This is a genomic window from Bordetella ansorpii, from assembly GCF_900078705.1.
Taxonomy (GTDB): Bacteria; Pseudomonadota; Gammaproteobacteria; order Burkholderiales; family Burkholderiaceae_B; genus Bordetella; species Bordetella ansorpii_A.
This window is the reverse complement of sequence record NZ_FKIF01000007.1, coordinates 407,311-433,050: the sequence shown is the minus strand read 5'-3', so window position 1 is coordinate 433,050 and position 25,740 is coordinate 407,311. Positions and strand designations below refer to the sequence as shown.

Here is a 25,740-nt window from a genome sequence, read left to right as displayed (position 1 = left end):
CACCGCGTGCGCCGGGACCGTCTGGCGCCTGTTTCCAGGCCGCCTGAGCCCTGGTCCCGGGCCGCGCCCGGCTACACCGCCCGGCGCAGCCGTCCCACGTCCCTCAAGGGCGGCGCCCCATACAGCCGGCTGTACTCCCGGCTGAACTGCGAGGCGCTTTCGTATCCCACCCGATGCGCGGCCGTGCCGGCATCCAGCATTTCGGCCAGCATCAGGCGGCGCGCCTCGTGCAGCCGCAACTGCTTCTGATACTGCAACGGGCTCATCGCCGTCAGCGACTTGAAGTGGTGGTGCAGCGAGGACGCGCTCATGTTCACGCGCTGCGCCAGGTCCTCGATGCGCAACGGCTCGCAATAGTTGCGCTTCAACCAGTCGATGGCGCGCGAGATCTGGCTCATCGCGCCGTGGTTCAACACGATGTGGCACAGGCGCTGGCCCAGCTCGCCCTTCAGCAGGCGATAGTGGATCTCGCGCTCGATCAGCGGCGCCAGTATCGGGATGTCGTCCGGCGTATCCAGCAGGCTGACCAGCCGCAGCAGCGTGGTGATCAGGCCTTGCTCTACCGGTGCGGTGGCCATCCCGCGCGGCGCCTGTCCGCCCTCGGCGCGCGTGGGGGCGCCCAGCTGCGTCATCAGGTCGGCGATGCGCTGCGTGTCCAGGTCCAGCGTCATCGACAGGTACGGGGTGCCGCTGCTGGCCAGGGTGACGCGCGACGCCACCGGCAGGTCCACCGAGGTCAGCAGATAGCGCTCGGTGGTGTATTCGTGCACTTCATCGCCCAGTTCGACGCGCTTGGCGCCTTGCGCCAGCACGCCCAGCGCGGGCCGCGCAACGCTGTGCGTCTTCTCGGCCGGCGCCGAGGCGCGATGGAAGGTCAGCCCGGGGATGGGCGTGAGATACGAGCCATCGGCCGGCATGTGGCGGCCGATCAGGGCCGCCAGCTCCTGCAGGGCGGGCAGCGGGGGCGGGTGGGCGGCGGGTAGCCGCAGGGTGGCCAGTTCGGCGCTCATCGGGCTGTGTCCTTACGCGGCGAGGGCGCCGGTGTCGTGTTCCTGGGGGCGTTTTTCCGCGTCCGCGCCGCGGCGGCCTGGGCTGCGGCCCGGCGGGGGGGCGCCGTACGCCTGCTGCCGCGCGGCGATGGAGGCCGGCGGCAAGAACGGCACGACGCCGGGCGCAGAGATGTCCATCTTGGTACTGAAGGGCAGCGCATGCAAGCGTTGCGCGGTGGCGGCGTGCAGGGCGTTGCCCACGGCGGGCGCCACGGCGTCGGCGGCGACCGTGGCCACGCCCGCGGCAGGGGCGTCGGACGAGGGCACGATATGCATCTCGACCCTCGGCATTTCGTCCATGCGCAGGACGGGAGAGGCATGGAAACGGTCCTGCTGGGCCTCGCTGTCCGTCAACGGGAGACCGTGCAGGCAGTTCGCCAGGCCGGCCCCGATGCCGCCTTCCAACTGGGCGCGCAGCACGCCGGGGTTGATCGCCACGCCGCAGTCCACCGCGCACACCACGCGGTCGACCTTCAGGGCGCCGCAGGGCCGCACCGTGACCTCGGCCACCAGCGCCATCACGGTGCCGCAGGCGGCATGCAGCGCCACGCCACGGCCGCGCCGGGTGTTCGGAATGGTGCGGGGCAGGGGCCGGCCCCAATCCGCCTGTTGCGCGGCCAGCGCCAGCGCGCGGGCATGGCGGGGCTGTCCGGCCAGCAGCCCGGCGCGGTAGGCCACCGGATCCTGTCCGGCGGCCAGGGCGGCCTGGTCTATCAGGGTTTCGGCGGCGAACGCCATGGCGTGGCCATCGGGCCGGTGCCAGGCGGGCGGGTCACCGTCCGGCGGCGAGCATTGTTCGAGGCGCTGGTGCGGCGCGGCATAAGGCGGGTCGATCCGCGCGGCCGCCTGCGCCGGGTCGGCCTGGGGAGACAGCCCGGCGTGCCGCACGTGCCAGGCCAGCGGCGCTCCGGCGGCGTCCAGCGCCAGGCGCGCGCGCTGCAGGCGCATGGGCCGCACATGGCCGCCGTGCAGATCGTCTTCCGGCGTCCATGTCAGCTTGATGGGCACGTCCAGTCCCTGGCGGCGCGCCGCGCGGGCCAGGGCGACGGCCTCGATCAGGTAGCCGGCCTGCGAGCCCCGGCGCGGCCCGGCGTTGCTGCCGCCCGCGTGCAGCGCGGTCACGGTGACGCCGCCTGCGGGCACCTTGAGGTAGCGGGCGATCGCCGCCTGGTCGGCGGGGTCGACCGGTTCGCCGTTCCAGATGTCGCAGCGGCGGTCCGCCAGCCTGACCAGGCAACTGAGCGGTTCCATGGCGGCCTGCACGGCCAAGGGTTGGAGAAAGTCGGCCTCGATGATGCTTGCCGCGCGGGCGAAGGCGGCGTCCACGTCGCCTTCCTGCATGACGGCCGGGCCCGGTTGGCCGACCGCGGCGCGGTAGCCGGCTAGCGGATCGGCATGGCGCTGCCCGTGGGACGGGTCATCTTCCCAGCGCGCCTGCAAGGCGTCGCGGCCCAGGCGCGCGGCCCAGGTGTTCTCGGCCAGCACGGCGACCACGGCGGGGTGCTGCGGCGTGGCGGGGATCTCGACCACGGCGCGTACGCCGGCCACGCCCCGCGCGGCCAGTCCGTCGTAGCCGGCCAATCTGGCGCCCGGGCGTGGCGCGCGCGCGGCCACGGCCACCAGCATGCCGGGCAGCTTGAAGTCCTGCGTGAAGACCGCCGTGCCGTTGGTCTTGCCGGGGTTGTCTGCGCGGCCCACGCCTTCCTTGCCGATCAGTTTGAATTCGGCGGGAGCCTTCAGGGCGGGATCCTGCGGCGCGGGCAGGGCGGCGGCGGCCGCGGCCAGGTGGCCGATGCCCGCCTGGCGCTGGCTGTGCGGGTGACGCACGATGCCGTCGCGGATGACGATCTCGCTGGCGGGGACGCGCCATTGCCGCGCGGCCGCCTCCACCAGCATCGCCCGCGCGGCGGCGCCGGCGCGGCGGATCGGCAGATACGACTGGGCCATCGAGCCGCTGCGCCCGGCGCCGGCATGGGCGGGCGTGCCCTCGACACGAACCTGGCGCCAGTCGGCATCCAGCTCTTCGGCCACCAGCGTGGCCAGGCCGGTGTGTGCGCCCTGGTCGGCGTCCAGGTGTTTGGCCAGCACGGTGACCCAACCGTCCTGGCCGACGCGCACGAAGGCATTCGGCGAGCGCGCGGCGGTCTGCGCGGCCCCGCCGGCCGCGCCGCCGCGCGGGCCGGCCTGGCCGATGTTCAGGCCCAGCACCAGTCCGCCGGCCGCGGGCATGAAGCGGCGGCGGCTGACGTTGTGAATCGGGTGTTCCGGCAAGACGGGATGGCTGTCCATGCGCGCTCCTTGGGGGACAATGGGTGGGGCCGCCACGGGGCGGCTTGCAGTGCGGTGCTGCGCAGACCTGCCTGCCGCGGGCCAGGCGCGGCGGGCCGCGGAGTCAGTCCAGGGCCGCGGCGGCGTGATGGATGGCCGCGCGGATGCGCTCATAGGTGGCGCAGCGGCACAGATTGCCGCGCATGGCCTGGTCGATCTGCGCGTCGGTGGGTCGGGGATGGCGGCGCAGCAGGGCGACCGCCGACATGATCTGGCCGGACTGGCAGAAGCCGCATTGCGCCACGTCCAGTTCGCGCCAGGCGTGCTGGACGGCTTGCCCAACCCTGTCGGCGCCCACGCCCTCGATGGTGACGATGCGCTGGCCGTGGACGGCGCCGGCGGGGGTGACGCAGGATGGGATGGGATGGCCGTCCGCGTGGACGGTGCAGGCGCCGCACTGGGCGCCGCCGCAACCGTACTTGGTGCCGGTCAGGTCCGCGACGTCGCGCAGCGCCCAGAGCAGCGGCATTTGCGCGGGCACGTCCAGCGACGTGATCCTGCCGTTGATGTCGAGAGTGAGCATGGCGGATTTCCTGTTCCTGGGGGCCTTCTTCCGGGCGGTGGCCAGCAGCCGCGACCGTCCGGGTAGGATAGGAAATCCACGTGTTGCACCGCAATGCCGATTACTGTCTGATTCTTGCCTGATCCTGTGGCGCGGGCATTGGGCAGGGGAGAAACGGCTTTATCCGCAGCGCAGCGCGTCGATGGCGCCGCTGCCGTTCAGGATGACGTTCAGGCGGCTTTCGTCGTATTCCATCGTCATGACCTGGCCCGGCTTGAGCACGCGGGCGGTCTTGGAGTTCGAGCTGCCGAGCAGCGACCTGCCCACGCTGTCGGAGTAGGTCTGGCCCACCATGTTCTGGACACGCTGGGAATCGCATACCTGCCGGGCGCTGCTGGAGCCTGTGCCGCCTGTCGAGGTATTGCTTGCCGCCGTGCTGGACACGGATGGGCTGGAGGAAGCAGGGGGCGTGTCGCTCGCGCGCTGCGCGCCGGGGGCGCCGCAAGCGGCCAGACCGGCCAGCAGCGCGACGGAAATCAATTTCCGGATCATGGGGGCTCCTTCGTCGTACCAGGTGAAACCGAATCGTCATCATAGTGGAAGGATGACGGCCCGGCCCTCTGGCGCGCGCCCCTGGGTGTTACGGTTCGCGACGGGCGCGCACCGCCGCGGCCAACTCGTGCAGCACCGGCTCGGTCTGGGCCCAGCCCAGGCAGGCGTCGGTGATGGACACGCCGTGGCGCAGCGGCACGTCCGGCGTCAGGTCCTGGCGACCGCCTTCCAGGTGGCTCTCGATCATCACGCCGACGATGCGGCGGTCGCCCGCCGAGATCTGGCCGGCCAGGTCGCGCGCCACGTCCACCTGGCGCTCGTGCGACTTGTTGGAGTTGGCGTGCGAGCAGTCGACCATGACCCGCGGGGGCAGGCCGGCCTTCTCGAGCGCCGCGCAGCAGGCGTCGATGCTGGCGCGGTCGTAGTTGGTGCCTTGCTTGCCGCCGCGCAGGATGACGTGCGTGTCGTCGTTGCCTCGGGTTTCGAAGATGGCGGCCATGCCCATCTTGGTCATGCCCATGAAGGCGTGGCTGGCGCGCGAGGCCACGATGGCGTCGGCCGCCACCTGGATGCCGCCGTCGGTGCCGTTCTTGAAGCCCAGCGGGCAGCTCAGGCCCGAGGCCAACTGGCGGTGGCTCTGGCTTTCGGTGGTGCGCGCGCCGATGGCGCCCCAGGCGACCAGGTCGGCGATGAACTGCGGGCTGAGCAGGTCGAGGAATTCGGTGCCCACCGGCAGGCCCAGGCCGCCGATCTCCAGCAGCAGTTCGCGGGCGCGGCGCAGGCCTTCATTGATGCGGAAGCTGCCATCCAGGCGCGGATCGTTGATGTAGCCCTTCCAGCCCACGGTGGTGCGGGGCTTCTCGAAGTACACCCGCATCACGATCAACAGGTCTTGCGACAGGGTTTCGGCCGCCTGCTTCAGGTGGCGCGCGTATTCCATGGCCTGCGCGTGATCGTGGATGGAACAGGGACCCACCACGGCGATCAGGCGGTCGTCGCGGCCATGCAGCACGTCGGCGATGCGGGCGCGGCCGGCCTCCACCTGCGCCAGCAGCGCGTCGGACACGGGCAGTTCGTCCAGCAGCAGGGCGGGCGAGATCAGCGGGCGCACGGCGCCGATGCGCACGTCGTCGATGCGGGTGGTGTCCTGGGTGGCGTCGGCTTGGCCGACTTCGTGGTCGCGGGTGGGGTCGTCGATACGGGTCACGGCAATGTCTCCGGCGCGCGGCGCGCGCATCCCCGGGATTATCGCATTGCACGCGCGGCGGCGCGGGGAGAGGGTCCGGGCGGATACCACTATGACCGCCCGGTTGCCGATGTGCGGTGGGATGCCGGCCGCTGCGCCCGGATTCGTGATGCCGGGGTACCTGGGGGCCGCAGGCTAACGGCGCGAATCCAGCGCCAGCCGCACCGCCAGGCCGGCCAGCACGGTGCCCATCAGCCAGCGCTGGGCGGCCAGCCACAGGGGACGGCGCGACAGGAAACCGGCGATGCCGCCCGCGCTGACGGCGATCATGCCGTTGACGCACACGCTGATGGCGACCTGCGTGAAGCCCAGCGTCAGCGCCTGGCCCAGCACGCTGCCGCGCGACGGGTCGATGAACTGCGGCAGCAGCGACACGTAGAACATGGCGATCTTGGGATTGAGCAGGCTGGTGACCAGCCCCATGCCGAACAGCTGGCGCACGTTGCTGTGGGGCAGCTGCCGCACCTCGAAGGGCGAATGCCCGCCGCTGCGCACCGCTTGCCAGGCCAGGTAGAGCAGGTAGAGGGCGCCGCCGATGCGCAGGGCGTCGTAGGCATAGGGCACCGACAGCAGCAGGGCGGTCAGGCCGAAGGCCGTGCACAGCACGTAGAACAGGAAGCCCAGCGCCACGCCGCCCAGCGAGACCAGTCCGGCGCGCGGTCCTTGCGACAGCGAGCGCGAGACCAGGTAGATCATGTTGGGGCCGGGCGTGATGACCAGGCCGAAGGCCAGCAGGGCGAAGGTGAGCAGGGTGGTGAGGTCGGGCATGGCGGGCAAGGGCGATGGGCGGATAGGCGCGACGATAGCCGCGAACGGTATCGGCCGTGGCGATGGACCCTGTTCCGATGGCGCCGCCGCGGCGCTGCCCGCCAGTATGCGCCCGCGCGGGCGGGTTTTGCCACTGGACGGGAGCGCTCTTCCGACGGCCAGGCGCCAGGCGTTTTTTACGCCACCGCCGTGCGCATCGTGACGAATTCCTCGGCCGCCGTGGGATGGATGCCGATGGTCTCGTCGAACACGCGCTTGGTGGCGCCCGCCTTCAGCGCGATGGCGATGCCCTGCACGATCTCGCCCGCATCTGGCCCGACCATGTGGCAGCCCAGCACGCGGTCGGTGTCGGCGTCCACGACCAGCTTCATCAGGGTCTTCTCCTGCGAGCCGGTCAGCGTCAGCTTCATGGGGCGGAAGCGGCTTTCGAACAGGCGCACCTGGTAGCCGGCCGCCTGGGCGGCCTCCGTCGTCAGGCCCACGGTGCCGATGTTGGGCAGGCTGAACACGGCCGTGGGGATCAGGCTGTAGTCGACCTTGCGGTATTCCTCGGGGCGGAACAGGCGGCGCGCGATGGCCATGCCCTCGGCCAGCGCCACCGGCGTCAGCGGCACGCGGTTGATCACGTCGCCCAGCGCGTAGATGGACGGCTCGGTGGTGCGGTATTCCTCGTCGACCTTGATGAAACCCTGCTCGTCCAGTTCGACGCCGGTGTTCTCCAGGCCCAGGCCGTCGACCATGGCGCGGCGGCCGGTGGCGTAGAACACGCAGTCGGTGTCGATGTGTTCGCCCGTCTTCAGCGTGACGCGCAGCGAGCCGTCTTGCTGGCGGTCGATGCGGGCCGGATCGGCGTTGAAGCGCAGATCCAGGCCCTTCCTGCGCAGTTCGTCGCGCAGGTGTTCGCGGATGCCGCCGTCGAAGCCGCGCAGGAACAGTTCGCCCCGGTACAGCTGCGTGACCTGCGCGCCCATGCCGTGGAAGATCGAGGCGAATTCGACGGCGATGTAGCCCCCGCCCACCACCACCACGCGGCGCGGCAGTTCCTTCAGGTAGAAGGCCTCGTTCGAGGTGATGATGTGTTCCTTGCCCGGCAGGTCGGGCACGATGGGCCAGCCGCCGGTGCCGATCAGGATGTGGGCGGCGGTGTGGCGGGCGCCGTTGATCTCCACCGTGTGCGGATCGATGATGCGGGCATGGCCTTCGTGCAGCGCCACGCCGCTGTTGACCAGCAGGTTGCGGTAGATGCCGTTCAGGCGTTCGATCTCGCGGTTCTTGTTGGCGATCAGCGTGGACCAGTCGAACGAGGGCTTGTCCAGCGTCCAGCCGAAGCCCGGCGCGTTCTCGAAATCGTCGGAGTACGAGGCGCCGTAGACCAGCAGCTTCTTGGGCACGCAGCCCACGTTGACGCAGGTGCCGCCCAGGTAGCGGCTCTCGGCGACCGCCACGCGCGCGCCGTAACCCGCCGCGAAGCGCGAGGCGCGCACGCCGCCCGAGCCGGCGCCGATGACATACAGGTCGAAATCGAAATCCATGGTGATCCTTCCGGCGCTGCGGCGCCGTGATGCGAGATTGTTCTGCAAAACGTATCAGACATGCGTATTAAACCCCGTTTCGCCGTGGCCGCCGGTCGGCATGACAGGCCGGATGGGATATAAAGACCGGATTCACGGCCGCCTCGACGGAGCAGCATGCAGACGGAAGACAGTTTTTTCGGAACCCTTGGCGCTTTCCTGGGCGGCGCGATCCGCGTCGTCGTCGACGCCTTGCAGGCGGTGTTCGGCGGGCTGGGCACGGCCCTGGCCGAGTTCTTCGCGGGCATGGCCCGGGCCCTGGGCATGGGGCCGTCGGTCTTCAACTTCGCCCTGCTGCTGCTGGGCCTGCTGCTGCTGTGGACGGCGCTGCGGGCCTTCATGCGGCGCTCCGTCATCGCCGGCATCTTCTGGCTGTTCCTGGGCCTGTTGCTGCTGGGCGGGTTGATCGGAGGGGGCTGAGGGCGGTTTCGCCCGTGCCCAGGCGCCATGGACTACCGGCTGCTGGCGGACCTTACCCTGGCCGTGCATGCGGCGTTCATCCTGTTCGTGGCGCTGGGCGGCCTGCTGGCGCTGCGCTGGCCCAGGGTGGCCTGGCTGCACCTGCCAGCCGCGGCGTGGGGCGCGGGCATCATGTTCCTGGGCGCGATCTGCCCGCTGACCTATCTGGAGAACCACTTCCGCGTGCTGGCCGGCCAGCAGGGCTATCCGGATGGCTTCATCGCGCATTACCTGCTGGATTTCGTGTATCCGCAGGGCATCACGCGCAGCGTGCAGGCGCTGCTGGGCGCGCTGGTGGTGGCGGGCAATGCGGTCGTGTACGCCGTGCTGTGGCGCCGGCGGCGCAGCGGGTAGCGGGCCGTTGCGCCGGCTCGCCGCCGCTAGCGGCCCGGTTGCGCCGGCTCGCCGAACAACGCCGCCCGGCCCTGCGGCGAATTGAACATCCCCTTGCCGCTGTGCCCCACGCCGGGCACGCTCACCACCTGCTGCGCCAGTCCCTGGGGATGCCGCGTGCGCAGATACTGGAAGTAGTTCCGGCCTCGCGCCAGCCGGAACGGCCCCTGCGCCTGGGCTTCGCAACCCTTGTCCAGCGCCGGATGGTTGGGATCGGTGTCCTTCTCGCCCAGCAGATAGGTGACGCGCCGCTGCGCATAGCGCTGCTCCAGCGCGGCGGCGTCGGCGTGGCCGGCGTAGGGCGGCAGGTCCCGCATGCCGTATTTCCAGGTGTCGAAGCCGGGGCAGGATTTTGCATCCACCGTCCGCGGCCGGTCCGCGCTGAAATAGGCATACGACGAGGGATTGGCCACCACGTAGCGCAGCGCGATGCCCGCGTCCGCCAGCGCCTGTCCGCCCTGGCCCAGCACCGTATAGCGCTGCACCACCTGGCCGCCGCCCGAGTGGCCGGCGATGACGACCTCGCGCAGATTGGGCAGGCGCGTCCGGTCGGCCAGGCGGGCCAGGATGGCGTCGAATACGGCGAAGCTGCTCAGCGGCGCGGGGCCTCGCGCGGGCAGGCCGCCCATCCAGCCGCGCGGGGTCCAGCGCAGCAGCGTGTCGGGCAAGTGGTGGCGCGCCACGTCCGGCGTGGCCAGGAACTGCGGGGCGATCAGCAGGGTGGACGGCTGAGCGCCGGCCGCGCGGGCGGCCTGCAATCCGGATTCGAAATAGGTCATGGCATTGCGCAATTTGCCGTGCACGATGATGACGGCGCGCAGGATTTCCGGATGCGGCTGGCTCCAGTCGGCGGACAGTTGCAGCGCGGCGGTGCCCTGGCCCTCGGGGCCGTCGATGGCCAGGCGGCCTTGCGCGATCCGGCCCACGCCCTCGGCTTGCGCGGCGCCGAGGGCGGTGATGAAGAGAACGCAGCACAGCAGCAGACGCATGATGGATTTCCAGGAAATCAGGTGGGCACGGCGCCCGGCACGGCATCGATCTTAGGACGCCGAAGCTGACAGCGCGCCGTCCCGTGCAAGGCCGGAAACGCGCTGAAACCGCGTGGATACGGGCATGTGGTGCGCGGCGCCCCAGTCTCCAGGACCGGCGAGCCGCCGGGCATGCCGGTCCTCCTCCTCGGGGCGATCCAATCTTCCCCGCGTCACGACCCCCCGCGCGGTGGCTTTCGCCTGCGCGCTCATCGCCGTTGGATCAGTTCCGCCAACTGTTTCACCAGCGCGTCGATACGCTCGGCCGGTGTGTTCCCATAACCCAGCACCAGCCCATTGTCGGCCGTGCCATCTTCCTGCGCGAACGCCGACAGCGGCGCCGGCGCCATCCCCAGCCGCTGCGCCGCCCGTGCGATCTCCTGGTCGGGATGGCGCGCGGGCAGGCGCAGGGTCAGATGCAGGCCGCCATGGCCGCCCAGCACCTCGTGCTCCACCGCCAGGTGCGCGCTCAGCGCCGCGCGCAAGGCGTGCTGCCGCTGGCGGTACAGGCGCCGCATCCGGCCGAGGTGCCGCGCGAACTGCCCGCTGTCGATGAAGTCGGCCAGGGCCAGCTGGGCATGGCGGTGGCCGCCGCGCAGCAGCTCGCCCAGGGCCGCCTCGGCCTGCCGCGCGATGGCCGGCGGCAGCACGGCGAAGCCCAGCCGCAGCGCGGGAAACAGGGTCTTGCTGAAGGTGCCCACGTACAGCACGGGGGCGTCCGGCACCATGCCCTGCATGGCGGCGATGGGTTCGCCGTGATGGCGGAACTCGCTGTCGTAGTCGTCCTCGATGATCCAGGCCTCGCGCGCGGTGGCGCGGGCGATCAGGTCGAGGCGCCGCGCGGCGCTCAGCACGGCGCCCGTCGGGTACTGGTGCGAGGGGCTGGTGTAGATGAGCCGGGGCGGGGCGTCGCGCCATAGCGCCGGGTCGGCGGCCAGGCCTTCGGCGTCGACGGGCACCGGCACGACGCGCAGGTCCGCCGCCCGGAAAGCGCTTCGGGCGCCGCGATAGCCGGGGTTCTCGATCCAGCCGGTTTCGCCGGGGTCGGCCAGCAATCGCACGCACAGGTTGATGGCTTCCTGCGCGCCGTCGGTGATCACCACCTGGTCGGGCGTGCAGCGTACGCCGCGCGACACGCCCAGATGGGCGGCGACCGCCGCGCGCAGCGCCGGCTCGCCCGCGGGCGGGCCATACCCCAGGGTGGCGGCGGGAGCGGCGCGCAAGGCGCGCTCCAGCGAACGGCGCCAGGCGGCGGCTGGAAAGCGCGCCAGGGCGGGGGTGCCCGGGCGCAGCGGCAAGCCGCTTTCGCCGGCGGCGAATGGGGGGGAGAGCCTGGCCACGCGGGCGGCCATGCGTGGCGCCGGGCTGTCGGACCCGGCCGCCGCGGGGCACGACGGGCCTGTGCCGGGCGGCGCCGCCAGTTGCGCCACGCGCGTGCCCTGGCGGTCGGCCAGCACATATCCTTCGGCTGCCAGGTGGTCGTAGACGATCAGCACCGTATTGCGCGAGACGCCCAGTTGCGCGGCCAGCTCGCGCGAGGCGGGCAGGCGTGCGCCCGGCGGCAGGCCGCCATCCAGGATGGACTGCTTGAGCCGGTGCAGCAACTGGCGTTGCAGCGGGCCCCCGGCGGCGGGGGGCCGCAATGGGGCATCGAGCAGAAGGGGTGGCGGCGCCATGGCTCCATGATTTGAGGGTGCTGTGGCGCTTTTCATCATGCCACGAGGCGCCTATCTTACCGCCATGCCGCCGATCCGCGGCGGCTCATTCAACCCGGAACGCCAGGATGTCCGCACCTTCCTTCAGCAATGCCTTCGGCCAACCCATCGGGGCGCCGTTGCCCGATTGGCGGCCACGCCCGCTGCCCCCGCGCACGCCCATCCAGGGCCGCCTGTGCCGGCTCGAACCGCTGGACGCCGCGCGCCATGCCGAAGACCTGGCCGACGTGTTCGGCCAGGCGCCCGACGGCCGCGCCTGGACCTATCTGTTCAAGGGACCGTTCGCCAGCCGGCAAGAGCACCTGGCCTATGTCGCGCAGCAGGCCGCCAGCCAGGACACGCTGCACCACGCCGTGGTCGATCAGGTCACCGGCAAGGTCGTGGGCACGCTGGCGCTGATGCGCATGGATCCGGCCAACGGCGTGATCGAAGTGGGCCACGTGACGTTCTCGCCCTCCCTGCAGCGCACCGCGCTGTCCACCGAGGCGCAATACCTGCTGATGCGCCGCGTGTTCGACGAACTGGGTTACCGCCGCTATGAATGGAAGTGCGACAGCCTGAACGCGCCCTCGCGCGCCACGGCGCAGCGGCTGGGATTCCAGTTCGAGGGCATTTTCCGGCAGGCCGTGGTGTACAAGGGCCGCACGCGCGATACCGCCTGGTTCTCGATCATCGACGGCGAATGGCCCGCGCGCCGCGCGGCGTTCGAGCGTTGGCTGGCGCCGGAGAATTTCGACGAGAACGGCGTGCAGCGGCGCCGGCTGGGCGAGATGGCGTGACGGGGGAGCGGGTGGGCCCGCGCTTCAGCGCCCTGGCCGCTTCCGTTTCTCGTTGATCCACCCCGCGCCGCTGACCAGCAGGATGCCGCCCAGCACCAGCAGGGCGCCCAGGGCGAAGCCAGGGGCAATGGGCTCATGCAGGATCAGCACGCCGAAGGTGACGCCGAACAGCGGCGTGGCGAACGACAGCACCGACAGCCGGGTGGCCAGGTAGCGGCGCAGCAGCCAGAACCAGGCCAGCAGGCTGGCCAGCGCCACCCCCAGGGTCTGGAACGCCATGCTGGCCAGGGCCGGCGCGCTCCAGACCGGCGCGGGGTCGCCCGAGGCCGCGTGCCAGGACATCAGCAGCACCGCGGCCACCGCCATCTGATAGAACAGCGTCTTGGTCGGCGGCGCTTCGGACAGGGCCGAACCGCGCAGCGCCACGGTGGTGGCGCCCCACGCCAGGCCGGCCAGCAAGGCCAGGAAATCGCCCAGCAGCATGTCCGGCGCGGACGGCGGCGCCCCATCGCGCTTGCCCAGGAAGGCCACCGCGATGCCGACGAAGGCCAGCAGCACGCCCACCCATTGCAGGGGCAGCAGGCGCTCCTCGGGCAGGCGCAGGTGCAGGCCCAGCGCGGTGAAGATGGGGGCGGTGTACAGGAACACCGCCACGTGCGAGGCCGTGGTGAACCGCAAGGCCAGCGCGACCAGCAGGAATTCCGCCGCGAACAGCAGGCCCACCAGCAGGCCGGCGGGCAGCGTGCCGTCGCGCAGCATGCCCAGGCCTTCGCGGCGCAGCACGAAGATGCCCAGCACCACGGCGGCGAACGCCGAGCGCAGCCCGATCTGCAGCGTGGGCGCGATGTCCGCGGCCACCAGCTTGATCGCGACCTGCTGGAAGGCCCAGCACACGCACAGCAGCAGCATGATGCCGGTGGCGGTGCCGTCCAGCGGACGGCGGATGGCGGGCGGCATCGGAATCAGGGCAACTCGGCGGGGTAGTTGTCCAGCGCCAGCGCGAGCTGCTGTTCGATATCCCATTGCGCCAGCTGCGCGGCGATCGCGCCGTGGAAGGTGCCGTCGCGCACCACGAACATCGCGGGCAGGTGGAAGACCTCGTAGCGTTCGACCAGGCCGCCGTTGTCGCCGGCATCGATCCAGCAGAGGCGTTCGACCGGCAGGTCGAAGGCGGGCAATTGCTCGCGCGCGACGCGGCAGGTGCCGCAGGTGCGGCTATGGAACACCAGCAGCGAAATGCCCCTGGCGTCCAGCAGGAAGCGGTCGGCGGTGCCGTCGTCCAGGTCGTGTTGCTCGATCATGGTCAGGATTCGCGCGCCAGCCGGGCGTCCAGTTCCCGTACGGTTTCGTACAGCACCCGCGTGCCGTCCAGCAGTTGCGCGGGCTCGATCCATTCCTCGGGGCAGTGGCTGCGCCCGTTCAGGCAGGGGATGAATATCATGCCCATGGGCCCGGTGTGCGCCATCTGCACGGCGTCGTGGCCGGCGCCGCTGGGCAGGCGCATCGAGGCGTAGCCCAGACGCTCGGACGCGGCCTGCACGGCATCCATCACCAGGGGGGCGCATTGCGTGGGCCTGGCGCGCGAGACTTCGTCCCAGGCCAGTTCCAGGCGCAGCGCGGCCATGTCGCCCGCCACGCCGTGCACCAGGTCCTCGACGAATCCGTCCAGCACGGCCTGGCTGTCGCTGCGGACCTCCAGGATCATGTCCGCGCCGCCGGGCACGGCGTTGGTGGCGTTGGGCGTGACCGCGATGCGGCCGATGGTGGCCACCACATAGTGCCGCGCCCCGGTCAGTTCGCTGGCGCGGCGGTGCGCGGCGTCGATCACCCGGGCGGCGCCCACCAGCGCGTCGCGGCGGATGTCCATGGGCGTGGTGCCGGCGTGGTCGGGCTGGCCGGTGACGCGGATGCGCGCCCGGCGGATGCCGACGATGTGCGTGACCACGCCGATGGGCAGGCCGCGGGTTTCCAGCACGGGGCCCTGTTCGATGTGCAGTTCGACGAATGCCGCCGTGGCGTTGGCCCCGCGCAGCGGCCGGGCCAGCGCGCGCGGATCGGCGCCGATGCGGCTCAGCGCGTCGGCCAGGCTTTCGCCCGCCGGATTGGCCTTGGCCAGCATCTGGGCATCCAGCGTGCCGGCGATGGCGCGGCTGCCGATACAGGACACGCCGTCGTAGTCGCTGGGCTCTTCGGACAGGAAATCGATGACCTCGAACGGGTGGCGCAGTTGCACGCCCTGTTCGTGCAGAGTGTGGGCGACCTCGATGCCGGCCAGCACGCCGATGATGCCGTCGAAGCGGCCGCCGGCGGGCACGGTGTCGCAGTGCGAGCCGGTGACGATGGGTTTGCGCCGGGCGTCCCGTCCGTCGCCGGTGCCCGCGCGCCGTCCCACCAGATTGCCGCCGGCATCCAGCGCCACGGTCAGCCCGGCGGCGGCGAACTCGCCTTGCAGCCATTGGCGAGCGGCCTGGAATGGCGGCGAGAAGGCGCGGCGCGTCCAGGGGACGTCGGGCAGGGTGTGGCGGGACAGCGTTTCGACGCGTGACCAGAGGCGGTCGGCGTTCAGCGGCGGAAAGGCGGGCATTGCGCGGCCAGAAGAGCGGGAATTGGCTGACGATTATGTCACAAGGCCCTGGCGGCGGCGGCCCGGGATGTCGGGCCGGACACGGTGCGCGGCGTTGCTTTTGCTTTCAACCCGATTTGGGGGCGGCTGCGCGCCAAAGTATGATGATTCGGTTTCACTGCACGGCCCCGGTTTCCTGGGCGCCGTGTCGACTATAAATCCAGGAGAGCCTCCATATGATGTCCCATACCGCATCCGACACGGTCCAGCCCGTCGACCTCGACGTCCCGTCCTACGTCAAGCACACGCGTTTGATCGCCTGGGTGACCAACGTGGTGGCGTTGACCCGTCCGGCGCGCGTGGTCTGGTGCGACGGCTCGCAGGAAGAGTACGACCGGTTGTGCGAGCTGATGGTCCAGGCAGGCACCATGCGCCGCCTGAATCCGGCCAAGCGCCCCAATTCCTACCTGGCCTGGTCCGACCCCTCGGACGTGGCGCGCGTCGAAGACCGCACCTTCATCTGCTCCGAGCGCCAGGAAGACGCCGGCCCCACCAACAACTGGGCCGCGCCCGACGAGATGCGCGACACCCTGGGCGGCCTGTTCGAGGGCGCGATGGAAGGCCGCACGCTGTACGTGGTGCCGTTCTCGATGGGCCCGCTGGGTTCGCCCATCGCCCACATCGGCGTCGAGCTGTCCGACAGTCCCTACGTGGCCGTCAACATGCGCATCATGACCCGCATGGGCCGCGCGGTGTACGACGTGCTGGGCGAAGACGGCGAGTTCGTGCCCTGCGTGCACAGCGTCGGCGCGCCGCTGCGCGACGGCCAGGCCGACGTGGCATGGCCCTGCAACGACACCAAGTACATCGTGCATTTCCCGGAAACGCGCGAAATCTGGAGCTACGGTTCGGGCTACGGCGGCAACGCGCTGCTGGGCAAGAAGTGCTTCGCGCTGCGCATCGCCTCGACCATGGGCCGTGACCAGGGCTGGCTGGCCGAACACATGCTGATCCTGGGCGTCACCTCGCCCGAGGGCCGCAAGTTCCACGTGGCCGCCGCCTTCCCCTCGGCCTGCGGCAAGACCAACTTCGCCATGCTGATCCCGCCGCAAGGCATGAACGGCTGGAAGGTCAGCACCATCGGCGACGACATCGCCTGGATCAAGCCGGCCGCCGACGGCCGCCTGTACGCCATCAACCCCGAGGCCGGCTACTTCGGCGTGGCCCCGGGCACCGGCCATAAGACCAACCCCAACGCCATGGCCACGCTCAAGGCCAACGTCATCTTCACCAACGTCGCCCTGACCGACGACGGCGACGTGTGGTGGGAAGGCATGACCGACGAGGCGCCGGCCCACCTGATCGACTGGCAGGGCAAGGACTGGACGCCCGATTCGGGCCGCAAGGCCGCGCATCCCAACGCGCGCTTCACGGTGTCGGCGCAGCAGTGCCCGTCCATCGACCCCGACTGGGAGAACCCGAAGGGCGTGGCCATCGACGCCTTCATCTTCGGCGGCCGCCGTTCCAACACGGTGCCGCTGGTGACCGAGGCGCGAAACTGGCGCGAAGGCGTCTACATGGCCGCCACGATGGGCTCGGAAACCACCGCCGCGGCCGCCGGCCAGCAGGGCGTGGTGCGCCGCGATCCGTTCGCCATGCTGCCGTTCTGCGGCTACAACATGGCCGACTACTTCAATCACTGGCTGAAGCTGGGCGAGAAGCTGCAATCGGCGGGCGCCACGCTGCCGGGCATCTACTGCGTGAACTGGTTCCGCAAGGGGCCGGACGGCAAGTTCGTGTGGCCGGGCTACGGCGAGAACATGCGCGTGCTGCAGTGGATCCTGGGCCGCCTGCAAGGCAAGGCCGGCGGCGCCGAACAGCTGTTCGGCGTGTCGCCCACCTACGGCGACATCGACTGGACCGGCCTGGATTTCAGCCAGGAGAAGTTCCAGCAGGTCATCTCGGTCGACCTGCCTTCCTGGAAGGAAGAACTGTCGCTGCATGACGAGCTGTTCCAGCAACTGAAGCAGGGCCTGCCGGCGGAGTTGCCCAAGACCAAGGCCGAGATCGAAGGCCGCCTGGCGGCCTGAGGCGATCCTGCTTGAATGACCCAAGGCCGAGGCTGCCTCGGCCTTGTCCGTGCCTGGCCGCCAACACCTTGCGAGGCGTCGAGGGCGTGATGCGGCACAATGCCGCCATGACCGAGTCCGCGTCCCCGCATTACGTCCTGGGTTTTCCTCCCGCCGCGCATCCTGGCGCCCGTGTCCTGGTGCTGGGCACGATGCCCGGCGTGGCGTCGCTTGCGGCCGTCCGCTATTACGCGCATCCGCGCAATGCGTTCTGGCCCATCTCGGCCACGCTGCTGGGATTCGACCTGGCATTGCCGTACGAGGCCCGCATCCAGGCCTTGAACGACGCGGGCGTGGCGTTGTGGGATGTCCTGGCCGCGTGCGAACGCCCTGGCAGCCTGGACGCCGCCATCGACTCGCAATCGGCGCAAGCCAATGATTTCGCCGGCTTTCTGGCCGCGCATCCGCACATCAGGCGCATCTGCTTCAACGGCGGCAGCGCGCAGGCGCTGTTTCGCCGGCATGTGCTGCCGGCCTTGTCGCAAAGCCATCCCGACATGGCGTACGCCGCGCTGCCGTCCACCAGCCCGGCGCACGCGGCCATGCCGTTCGCCGCCAAGCTGCAAGCCTGGCGGCCCATCGTGCCGGATTGACTCAGCGAACCGCGCCGTAGATCTCGCGCGCCCGGTCCGCATCCGCGATCGGCCGGCCCAGCACCCGGCCGCCTTCCGCCGCCTGCGCCACCAGCGCCGCGTTGCCCGGCGCCACGGTGCCGTCGCGCAGCAGCAGGTTGTTCTCGAAGCCCACCCGCATGTGCCCCCCGAACGCCGCCGCCGTGGTCACGCAGGCGTTCTCTTCACGGCCGAAGGCGCACACCGCCCAGGGCAGGCTGAAGTCATACGCTTGCAGGAAGGGCAGCAGGTCGCGCGGTGACGAAGTCTGCCCCGCGCTGTAGCGGCCCAGCACGAACAGCACCGACCATGCGCCCGCGGGCGCCAGGCCGCGCGCGCGCAGGTCCTGCCAGCGCGCCAGATCCGCCGCGTCGTACAGGATGATCTGCGTCATGATGCGTTCGCCGGCCAGCCAGCCCAGGAAGCCGGCCAGTTCCTGTTCGGGCACCTCGGGCACGGCGATCTCGCGCAGGCCGATGGACACGGCCTGCGGGCGCAGCTCGCGCACCACGGCGATCTGCTCGGGCGCGCGGTAGACGCCCGCCGCTTCGCTGGTGACCTGCACCAGCACGCGGTCGCCCACTTCGTCGTGCACGGCCTTCAGGGCGTCGCGATAGGCCTGGGCGTCCAGCAGGTGTTTGCCGTCGGGCTTGCGCACGTGCATGTGCATCATGGCCGAGCCGGCTTCCAGGCAGGCGCGCGCCTCGGCGGCCAGCGTGGCGGGCGTCATGGGCACGGCTGGATGGTCCTTGGCCGTCTTGTAGGCGCCGTTGGGCGCCACGGTGACGATGACGGGGGAGTCGGCCAGGCTGGCGGGAGTGGAAATGTCGGTCATATCTGCTTGTCTCGGTATCAAGGCCGCGCGTCTCGATGGCGCGCGGTGCTGGGTAGTCTCAAGAAGGCGTCGATGCATGGCGTCCGGCCGGGCGCCCGCGACATGGCCGTGCTCGTCGCCTTGCCTTCAGGGCTTGATCTCGGGCAACTCAGCCGACACCAGGTCCAGCCCCGCGCGCAGCAGCCTGTCGTAGCGCGCGCGTTCCTCCTGGATGGTCTCGGGCGTCCATCTGTAGAACCCTTCGCCCGCCTTCATGCCGTGGCGTCCGTCCTGGGCGCGTTCGGTCAGGCAGCGCGCCGGTGTGTCCGCATTGCAGAAGGTCGGATACATGGTGGCGCCCGCCGCCGCATGCACGTCGATGCCGGCGTGATCGCGCTGCATCACGGGGCCCGCGGCCAGGAAGCGGAAGCCGAAGCCGAAGCGCACCGCCGCGTCCACGTCCTCGGGGGTGGCGATGCCGCGGTCGATCAGGTCGAAGGCCTCGCGCGACAGCGCATGCTGCAGGCGATTGGCCAGGAAGCCGGGCAGATCCTTCGCCACGCGCACCGGCACCATGCCGCAGCGTCGCATGAAGGCGATCAACGCATCGGCGCTGGCGCCGTCGCTGGCCTCGCCCAGCACCACCTCGACCAGCGGCACCAGGTGCGCCGGCATGAAAAAGTGCAGGCCCAGCATGCGGCCTTGCGTGTCCAGGCCCTCGCCGATGGCGCTGATGGGAAAGCTGGAGCTGTTGCTGGCCAGGATGGCGTCGGGCCGCGCGCGGCGCGCCAGCTCGGCGAACAGCGACTGCTTGATGTCCAGCCGCTCGGGAATGCATTCGATCACCAGGTCCACCGAGGCCCAGTCCACGTCGTCCAGCGCCGGCACGACGGCGATGCGGCCGGCGCCGGCCTCGCGGCCGATGGCTTGCAGATTGGCGCGGGCGCGTTCGGGCAGGGCCTGGGCGCGGCCGGCATCGGGTTCGATCACGGTGGTGCGGCACAGCGCGCGCGTCAGCACCACGGCCACGTCGGCGCCCATGGTGCCGCCGCCCACGACGACGGCATGAGAACCGCCGGGCGCGTCCAGGCGGGGAATTGCTGCGTTCATGGAAGTCGTTCCTTCTACAGAGTTGCGGTCAGTGTAGAGAAGCGGATTTGATAGATGAATCAGATTTTTTGGATAGAATGATCTGAAATAAAGATCAATAAAAACCCCGAGACATCCCATGCAGATCAATCTGTCCATGCGCGACATCGACACCGTGTTGATGCTGGGCCGCATGCTCAACTTCCGCCAGGCCGCCGCGCAACTGCATCTGTCGCAGTCGGCGCTGTCCACGCAGATCCTGCGCATCGAGGACAGCCTGGGCGTGCGGCTGTTCGACCGCACCACGCGCTCGGTGCGCCTGACGGCCGCGGGCGAGGTCTTCCTGCAGCAGGCGGCCACGCTGCAGGTGGCGTTTCGCGAGGCCATCGCGGCGGTCAGCGGCATCGCCGGCGCCGAGCATGGCCAGGTGGCCGTGGCCGCGCTGCCTTCGCTGGCCGCGCGCTGGCTGCCCCGCGTGCTGATGGCCTACCGGCAGAACCATCCGGGCGTGGCGCTGAAGGTGCACGACACGCTGTCGGGGCCGGCCTTCGACCTGGTGCGCGCGGGACAGGTGGATTTCGCGCTGACGGCGGCGGACCCCCAGCATGCGGACCTGCACTACGTGCCGATGATGTCGGACAGCTTCATCCTGCTGATCCCGCAGGGCCATGCGCTGGCAGGCGGCAAGGGGCCGGTGCGCTGGGCCGATACCGCCGAGATGTCGCATGTGTCCATGGTGCATCCCAGCAGCGTGCGGCAGTACACCGAATGGGCCTTCCTGCAGAACCGCATCCGTTTCCAGCCGGCCTTCGAGGCCGAGCACCTGGCCACCATCGTGGCCATGGTGGAATGCGGATTCGGCGTGGCGGCGCTGCCGGAAACGGCGGCCGAAGCCGTGGCCCATCCCGGCATCGCCGAGCGCAAGCTGATCGCACCCGTGGCCGAACGGTCGATCGGCTTGGTGACGCTGCGCAACCGCAGCCTGTCGCCGGCGGCTGCTACGCTGGTGCAGATGCTGCGGGACAGTCTGTCGTCCTGAAGCCCGGCGTGTCGTTCCTGGCCAGGGTCCGCACGCCGCAACGGGCCGGCCGGTCCAGCGGGCCCCGCGCAGGGTCTGGCGATACCGGCTCTTCCACTATCCTGGCCGCGATTCCGGAGTTCCCCTCTCATCATGCATCTCGACCTGATTGAAAGCATCAGCCTGGCCGGCAGGGCCAGCGTGCCCAACGACGACCGCGCCGGCAGCGCCGACCGGCATGCCTGGGTGATCGACGGCGCGACCGACCTGGGCGCTCCCGGCCTGCTGGGCGAGCGGGGCGGGGCGGCGTGGCTGGCGATGCGGGCGCAAGCGGGCTTTGGCGCCGTCCACGGCAATCCATCATTGGAAGAGATCTGCGGCCAGGTCTTCGACGCGCTTTCCGGCGCCTATGCATGTGAAAGACGCCGGGATCCGGTCTCGTCCTGGGAGTTGCCGCGCGCCGCGTTCGCGGCCGTGGCGCTCGAGGACGGCGAGGTGGCCTGCGCCTGGCTGGGCGATTGCACGGTGATCCACCGCGGCGCCGGCGGCGTGGCGTTCCTGACGCCCGCACCGGACCGCGGGGCCGAATCGGCCGAGGCGGCGGCGCTGGGCCCGGGGGCGGGCGCGGGCAGCGTGCGCACGCCCGAGGTATTGGCCGACCGCCGCGCCGCGCGCGAAAGGCCGAAAGCCGTGCTCGGCGTGGACGCGGCCCAGGCGAAGCAGGGCACGCGCCATGCCCGCGCGCCCGTGCGCCGGGGCGACGACATCCTGCTGATGAGCGATGGCTTCGCCGCGCTGATCGATGCGTATGCCGCGTACGACGCGCCCGCGCTGGTGTCGCGCATGGCCGAGGCCGGCCTGGCGGCCCTGGGGCGGGAATTGCGCCAGATCGAAAGGGATGACGCGGCCTGCCTGCGCTATCCGCGCTTCAAGGCCAGCGACGACGCGACGGCCCTCTGGGTGCGCGTCGGCTGAGCGCCATCCCAGGCGCGGGCGTCAACGCGGGCGCGGCACCTTGTCGGTGGTTTCCGTGGCGCGCAGGAAGTCGAAGTCGACGCCCTGGTCAGCCTGCGTGACGGTCTGCAGGAACAGCTTGCGATAGCCGCGCTCGGCCGACGGGCGTTCGATCTTCACCTCGGCGGCGCGCCGGGCCAGTTCCTCGTCGCTGATCAGCAGCGAGATCTCGCGGTTTTTCACCGACAGGCGGATGCGGTCGCCGGTGCGCACGTGCGCCAGCGGGCCGCCGATGGCGGACTCGGGCGTGACGTGCAGCACGATGGTGCCCGCCGCCGTGCCGCTCATGCGGCCGTCGGAAATCCGCACCATGTCCTTCACGCCGGCGCGCGCCAGCTTGCGCGGGATCGGCATGTAGCCGGCCTCGGGCATGCCCGGCGCGCCCGTGGGGCCGATGCGCTTGAGCACCAGGATGTCCTCGGCGGTGACGTCCAGGTCGTCGTCGTCGATGCGCAGCGCCATGTCCTCGGCGTTCTCGAACACCACGGCGCGGCCTTCGTGCTCCATCAGCCTGGGGTTGGCGGCCGACTGCTTGATGATGGCGCCGCCCGGGGCCAGGTTGCCGCGCAGCACGGCCAGGCCGCCCAGCGGGTAGATGGGCTTGTCGAACGGGCGGATCACGTCCTGCGCGAACGCGGCGGGCGCCTCGTCCAGCATCTCGCCCAGCGTGCGGCCGCTGACGGTCATGGTGTCCAGATGCAGCAGCGGGCGCAGTTCGCGCAGCAGGGCGGGCATGCCGCCCGCCTTGTGGAAGTCTTCCATGTAGTGCTGGCCCGAGGGCTTGAGGTCGACCAGCACGGGGGTTTCCTTGCTCATGGCGTCCAGGCCGGCCAGGTCGATGTCGATGCCCAGTCGGCCGGCGATGGCCGTGATGTGCACGATGCCGTTGGTCGAGCCGCCGATGGCCAGCAGCACGCGCAGCGCGTTCTCGATCGACTTGCCGTCGAGGATGCGGTCGGGCGTGAGGCCGGACCTGGCCATGGCGACCGCGGTGGTGCCGGTCTGCTCGGCCACGCGCACGCGGTCGGCCGTGACCGCCGGGGCCGAGCCGCCGCCGAACACCATCATGCCCAGGGCTTCGGTGACGCAGGCCATGGTGCTGGCCGTGCCCATCACCGAACAGGTGCCGACGCTGGCGACCAACTGGTTGTTGACGTCGCTGATCTCGGCGGCGTCGATCTCGTCGGCGCGGTAGCGGCCCCAGTAGCGGCGGCAGTCGGTGCAGGCGCCGACACGCTCGCCACGGTGCGCGCCGGTCAGCATGGAACCCGTCACCAACTGGATGGCCGGCACGTTGGCCGAGGCCGCGCCCATCAACTGGGCGGGCACGGTCTTGTCGCAGCCGCCGATCAGCACCACCGCGTCCATGGGCTGGGCACGGATCATTTCTTCCGTGTCCATGGACATCAGGTTGCGCAGGTACATGCTGGTGGGATGCGAGAAGCTCTCGTGCACCGAGATGGTGGGAAAGTCCACGGGCAGGCCGCCAGCCAGCATCACGCCGCGCTTGACGGCCTCGATCAGTTGGGGCGCGTTGCCATGACAGGGGTTGTAGCTGCTGCCGGTGTCGACGATGCCGATGACCGGGCGCGACAGCGCGTCGTCGGTGTAGCCGGCGCCCTTGATGAAGGCCTTGCGCAGGAACAGCGAAAAGCCCGTGTCCCCGTAGTTGGTCAGCCCCTTGGACAGGCCGGCGGCCCCGGCAGGCGGCTGTTTTTTCTGGCTCATGTCGTCTTCCTAACCTTCGATAATATTATTGATAATAAAGCCGGCCATCATAGCCAGCCATGTTCGGCAGCCGCAAGTACTTTCCACGATGGGTGAAAATTGATCTAATTCGCCGATCAGTCGATAGAAAAATACTGATTAATCAATCAAGGCACGCCGCCTACACTGCCCGGCATGAGAACCGGGCACAACAGCAAAGCCCATCCATCAATAGCCCGGTTCAGGATAGGAGACAAGCCATGTCCGCATCCCGCTGCACCGCGGCCGGGCGCGTGCCCCGCCGCGTGTTCGTCTGTTCGTTGATGGCGCTGGCCATCGGCGCGATCTGCGCGCCTGCCGTCCAGGCCCAGGACGACTACCCCGACCGCCCCGTGCGCCTGATCGTGCCTTATCCGCCCGGTGGCGCCACCGACGTGATCGGCCGCGTCATGGCGCAGGAACTGACGGGCGCGCTGGGCCAGAGCGTGGTGGTCGAGAACCGCGCCGGCGCGGCCGGCAACATCGGCGCCGACCAGGTCGCCAAGGCCGCGCCCGACGGCTATACGCTGCTGCTGGGCGCGCTGACCAGCCACTCGATCAACGCCGAGCTTTACAAGAACCGCGTGCCCTACGACATCGAGAAGAGCTTCTCGCCCGTGTCCATCGTGGGGACGGTGCCGCTGGTGTTCGTGGTCAATCCCTCGGTCAAGGCCAACACGCTGCAGGAGTTCATCGCGCTGGTCAAGGCCAAGCCGGGCGCCATGACCATGGCCTCGTCGGGCAACGGCTCGCCGCAGCACCTGGCGACCGAGATGTTCAAGCGCGTGGCCGGCGTGGACGTGCTGCACGTGCCCTACAAGGGCAGCGGCCCGGCCATGACCGACCTGATGGGCGGCCAGGTGCTCGGCATGATCGAGACCGTGCCGGCGGCGCAGGCCCATGTGAAGGCGGGCAAGCTGCGCGCGCTGGCCGTCACGGCTTCGTCGCGCGCCGAGGCGCTGCCCGACGTGCCGACCGCCGCCGAGGCCGGCCTGAAGGGGTTCGAGGTCAGTTCGATGTTCGGCATCCTGGCCCCTGCCGGCACGCCGGCGCCGGTCGTCGAGAAGCTCAATGGCACCTTGAAGACCATTCTGGCCAAGCCCTCGACGCGCGAAGCGCTGCTGGCGCAGGGCGCCGTCGCCACCTGGACCACCCCCGCCGACGCGGCCAAGCGCATCAGCGCCGAGCGCAAGCAGTGGGCGGACGTGATCCGCGAGGGCAACGTCGTGGGTGAGTGATGCGGATGCAGGGCATCCCGCCGCCCGCCGCTGGACGGGCTTGCGGGAGGCCGCGCCGTCCGGCAGGAGCGGTGTTGCCCTGCACGAAGCGAAAAACGGGGCGCACTTCGCGGGGCGCCCCGTTTTGCATGGCATCCGGCGCCGTGGGCGCCGCCGGGCTTACTTGCCGTTCTTCAGGCGCGCTTCCATGCGGGCGGCGCGGTCGGGCGAGGAGGGGTGCGAGCTGAACATGTCGCTCTTGCCGCCGTCCAGCTTGGCCAGCTTCTGGAAAGCCGTGACCAGGCCCTTGCGGTTCATCTTTTTCTCGGTCAGCAGATCGAACGAGTAGTCGTCGGCCGCGGTTTCCTGCGACTGCGAGAACTGCGCGTTGATGAACTTCTCGGTCAGGTCGCCCAGTTGCGAGGCCGACAGGGCCGCGACGGCGCTGCCGCCGGCGGCAGCCGCGGCGTTGCGGGCGGCGCTCACGCCATAGGCGGTCTGCATGGCCTTCTTGCTGTGGCCCAGGGCGACGTGGCCCATTTCATGGCCGATCACGGCGCGCAGTTCGTCGTCGTTCATCATGTCCATCAGGCCGCTGTACACGCGCACGCAACCGTTGCCCATGGCCCAGGCGTTGACGTCCTTGGTCAGGTAGACCTTGTAGTCGATCTTGTTGCCGTTCAGGTCCATGTCGCCGAAGCCCTTCATCACGCGGGTCAGGCGCGTGGCGTACTTGCTCTTGGGCGCGGCGACCTTCGATTCCGCGTCGCTCTGCTTGCAGGCGGCATCCGACATCTGGACGATGTCGGCGTCGGACAGCGTGGCGGCCTGGTAGGCGCTGGCGCCCGCTGCCATCAGGCCGTCGGTATTCGGCATGCTACCCATGTTGTTGCAGCCTGCCAGCAGCAGGGCCGCGGCCACAGCCGTCGAGCCGAACGTGATCTTACGCATGGAAGTCCTCTTTCTGAAGTTTGATTTTGTGCAGCGGCCAGGGCTTTTTGTCTTAAAAAAGACTGAACTGGCGCGGGCTAGACTTTAATGAGGGGCTCGATGCCGCCGGGTGTTTTTGATTATCAGACTGCAACAAATACCAACGGCGGCATTCCGGGAATATTTCGGCAAAGGTTGCCGTCTATAGTGTTGCCGCAT

At 70.2% G+C, this 25,740-nt stretch carries 24 protein-coding genes; 8 read left to right on the top strand and 16 right to left on the bottom strand.

What is annotated here, in order from left to right:
* Window positions 1-71 precede the first annotated feature (71 nt).
* From A6745_RS17700 to gorA, 7 genes are all read right to left on the bottom strand, one after another.
* The gene (locus tag A6745_RS17700; RefSeq protein ID WP_066130004.1) at window positions 72-1,010 is read right to left on the bottom strand and encodes an AraC family transcriptional regulator; all 939 of its coding nucleotides are present in this window, start codon (window positions 1,008-1,010) and stop codon (window positions 72-74) included.
* A 12-nt stretch (window positions 1,011-1,022) separates the two neighbouring features.
* A complete protein-coding gene (locus A6745_RS17695; RefSeq protein ID WP_066130001.1) occupies window positions 1,023-3,338 on the bottom strand; it encodes a molybdopterin cofactor-binding domain-containing protein in 2,316 nt (771 codons plus the stop codon).
* Window positions 3,339-3,441: 103 nt separating this feature from the next.
* Window positions 3,442-3,900 carry a (2Fe-2S)-binding protein gene (locus tag A6745_RS17690; protein WP_066129999.1) on the bottom strand — a complete coding sequence of 153 codons (459 nt, stop codon included), beginning with the start codon at window positions 3,898-3,900 and terminating at the stop codon, window positions 3,442-3,444.
* Between the two features lie 159 nt (window positions 3,901-4,059).
* Window positions 4,060-4,431, bottom strand: a complete 372-nt coding sequence (locus A6745_RS17685; RefSeq protein WP_066129997.1) for an I78 family peptidase inhibitor — start codon at window positions 4,429-4,431, stop codon at window positions 4,060-4,062.
* Between the two features lie 88 nt (window positions 4,432-4,519).
* Window positions 4,520-5,638 (bottom strand): 3-deoxy-7-phosphoheptulonate synthase, encoded by a 1,119-nt coding sequence (locus A6745_RS17680; RefSeq protein WP_066131342.1) that lies wholly within the window; start codon window positions 5,636-5,638, stop codon window positions 4,520-4,522.
* A gap of 174 nt (window positions 5,639-5,812) precedes the next feature.
* Window positions 5,813-6,445, bottom strand: coding sequence for a LysE family translocator (locus A6745_RS17675; protein WP_066131340.1), 633 nt, complete (start codon window positions 6,443-6,445; stop codon window positions 5,813-5,815).
* A 176-nt stretch (window positions 6,446-6,621) separates the two neighbouring features.
* Window positions 6,622-7,977, bottom strand: coding sequence for a glutathione-disulfide reductase (gorA, locus tag A6745_RS17670; RefSeq protein ID WP_066129995.1), 1,356 nt, complete (start codon window positions 7,975-7,977; stop codon window positions 6,622-6,624).
* A 156-nt stretch (window positions 7,978-8,133) separates the two neighbouring features.
* On the opposite strand from gorA, the gene A6745_RS17665 reads away from it, so the two are divergent.
* Both A6745_RS17665 and A6745_RS17660 read left to right on the top strand, forming a co-directional pair.
* Complete coding sequence (locus tag A6745_RS17665) at window positions 8,134-8,436, top strand: hypothetical protein (protein WP_066129993.1); 303 nt, start codon at window positions 8,134-8,136, stop codon at window positions 8,434-8,436.
* Window positions 8,437-8,463: 27 nt separating this feature from the next.
* Complete coding sequence (locus A6745_RS17660; protein WP_066129991.1) at window positions 8,464-8,829, top strand: DUF2784 domain-containing protein; 366 nt, start codon at window positions 8,464-8,466, stop codon at window positions 8,827-8,829.
* 26 nt (window positions 8,830-8,855) lie between these two features.
* On the opposite strand, the gene A6745_RS17655 is transcribed toward A6745_RS17660, so the two are convergent.
* Window positions 8,856-9,857, bottom strand: coding sequence for a hypothetical protein (locus A6745_RS17655; RefSeq protein WP_066129989.1), 1,002 nt, complete (start codon window positions 9,855-9,857; stop codon window positions 8,856-8,858).
* A gap of 248 nt (window positions 9,858-10,105) precedes the next feature.
* Complete coding sequence (pdxR, locus tag A6745_RS17650; protein WP_066129988.1) at window positions 10,106-11,611, bottom strand: MocR-like pyridoxine biosynthesis transcription factor PdxR; 1,506 nt, start codon at window positions 11,609-11,611, stop codon at window positions 10,106-10,108.
* 68 nt (window positions 11,612-11,679) lie between these two features.
* Here pdxR and A6745_RS17645 point away from each other — a divergent pair, with 68 nt between their 5' ends.
* Entirely contained in the window at window positions 11,680-12,390 is a 711-nt protein-coding gene (locus A6745_RS17645; RefSeq protein WP_066129986.1) for a GNAT family N-acetyltransferase, read from the top strand.
* 24 nt (window positions 12,391-12,414) lie between these two features.
* On the opposite strand, the gene A6745_RS17640 is transcribed toward A6745_RS17645, so the two are convergent.
* The 3 genes from A6745_RS17640 to A6745_RS17630 are packed head-to-tail and all read right to left on the bottom strand — an operon-like array spanning window position 12,415 to window position 14,974.
* Window positions 12,415-13,347 carry a DMT family transporter gene (locus A6745_RS17640; protein WP_066129984.1) on the bottom strand — a complete coding sequence of 311 codons (933 nt, stop codon included), beginning with the start codon at window positions 13,345-13,347 and terminating at the stop codon, window positions 12,415-12,417.
* 5 nt (window positions 13,348-13,352) lie between these two features.
* Window positions 13,353-13,691 carry a thioredoxin family protein gene (locus tag A6745_RS17635; protein ID WP_407922737.1) on the bottom strand — a complete coding sequence of 113 codons (339 nt, stop codon included), beginning with the start codon at window positions 13,689-13,691 and terminating at the stop codon, window positions 13,353-13,355.
* A gap of 2 nt (window positions 13,692-13,693) precedes the next feature.
* The gene (locus A6745_RS17630; RefSeq protein WP_066129980.1) at window positions 13,694-14,974 is read right to left on the bottom strand and encodes a Zn-dependent hydrolase; all 1,281 of its coding nucleotides are present in this window, start codon (window positions 14,972-14,974) and stop codon (window positions 13,694-13,696) included.
* A gap of 218 nt (window positions 14,975-15,192) precedes the next feature.
* On the opposite strand from A6745_RS17630, the gene A6745_RS17625 reads away from it, so the two are divergent.
* Entirely contained in the window at window positions 15,193-17,043 is a 1,851-nt protein-coding gene (locus A6745_RS17625; protein ID WP_066131336.1) for a phosphoenolpyruvate carboxykinase (GTP), read from the top strand.
* A 107-nt stretch (window positions 17,044-17,150) separates the two neighbouring features.
* Window positions 17,151-17,675, top strand: coding sequence for a DNA-deoxyinosine glycosylase (locus A6745_RS17620; protein ID WP_066131335.1), 525 nt, complete (start codon window positions 17,151-17,153; stop codon window positions 17,673-17,675).
* 1 nt (window position 17,676) lies between these two features.
* Here the strand turns inward: A6745_RS17620 and A6745_RS17615 are convergent, their stop codons facing one another.
* Window positions 17,677-18,528 carry a BKACE family enzyme gene (locus tag A6745_RS17615; RefSeq protein ID WP_066129978.1) on the bottom strand — a complete coding sequence of 284 codons (852 nt, stop codon included), beginning with the start codon at window positions 18,526-18,528 and terminating at the stop codon, window positions 17,677-17,679.
* A 126-nt stretch (window positions 18,529-18,654) separates the two neighbouring features.
* Entirely contained in the window at window positions 18,655-19,617 is a 963-nt protein-coding gene (locus A6745_RS17610) for a 3-hydroxyacyl-CoA dehydrogenase family protein (RefSeq protein WP_066129976.1), read from the bottom strand.
* Between the two features lie 118 nt (window positions 19,618-19,735).
* Between A6745_RS17610 and A6745_RS17605 the strand changes: the two genes are divergently transcribed.
* Both A6745_RS17605 and A6745_RS17600 read left to right on the top strand, forming a co-directional pair.
* Window positions 19,736-20,635 carry a LysR family transcriptional regulator gene (locus A6745_RS17605; protein WP_066129974.1) on the top strand — a complete coding sequence of 300 codons (900 nt, stop codon included), beginning with the start codon at window positions 19,736-19,738 and terminating at the stop codon, window positions 20,633-20,635.
* Between the two features lie 132 nt (window positions 20,636-20,767).
* On the top strand, window positions 20,768-21,589 hold the full coding sequence (locus A6745_RS17600) for a protein phosphatase 2C domain-containing protein (RefSeq protein ID WP_066129971.1): 822 nt from the start codon (window positions 20,768-20,770) through the stop codon (window positions 21,587-21,589).
* A 21-nt stretch (window positions 21,590-21,610) separates the two neighbouring features.
* On the opposite strand, the gene A6745_RS17595 is transcribed toward A6745_RS17600, so the two are convergent.
* Complete coding sequence (locus A6745_RS17595) at window positions 21,611-23,356, bottom strand: IlvD/Edd family dehydratase (RefSeq protein ID WP_066129966.1); 1,746 nt, start codon at window positions 23,354-23,356, stop codon at window positions 21,611-21,613.
* 239 nt (window positions 23,357-23,595) lie between these two features.
* Here A6745_RS17595 and A6745_RS17590 point away from each other — a divergent pair, with 239 nt between their 5' ends.
* Window positions 23,596-24,612: a Bug family tripartite tricarboxylate transporter substrate binding protein gene (locus tag A6745_RS17590; RefSeq protein ID WP_066129964.1), complete on the top strand. Its 1,017-nt coding sequence runs from the start codon at window positions 23,596-23,598 to the stop codon at window positions 24,610-24,612.
* Between the two features lie 159 nt (window positions 24,613-24,771).
* Here the strand turns inward: A6745_RS17590 and loiP are convergent, their stop codons facing one another.
* On the bottom strand, window positions 24,772-25,542 hold the full coding sequence (loiP, locus tag A6745_RS17585; RefSeq protein WP_066129961.1) for a metalloprotease LoiP: 771 nt from the start codon (window positions 25,540-25,542) through the stop codon (window positions 24,772-24,774).
* Between the last annotated feature and the right edge of the window lie 198 nt (window positions 25,543-25,740).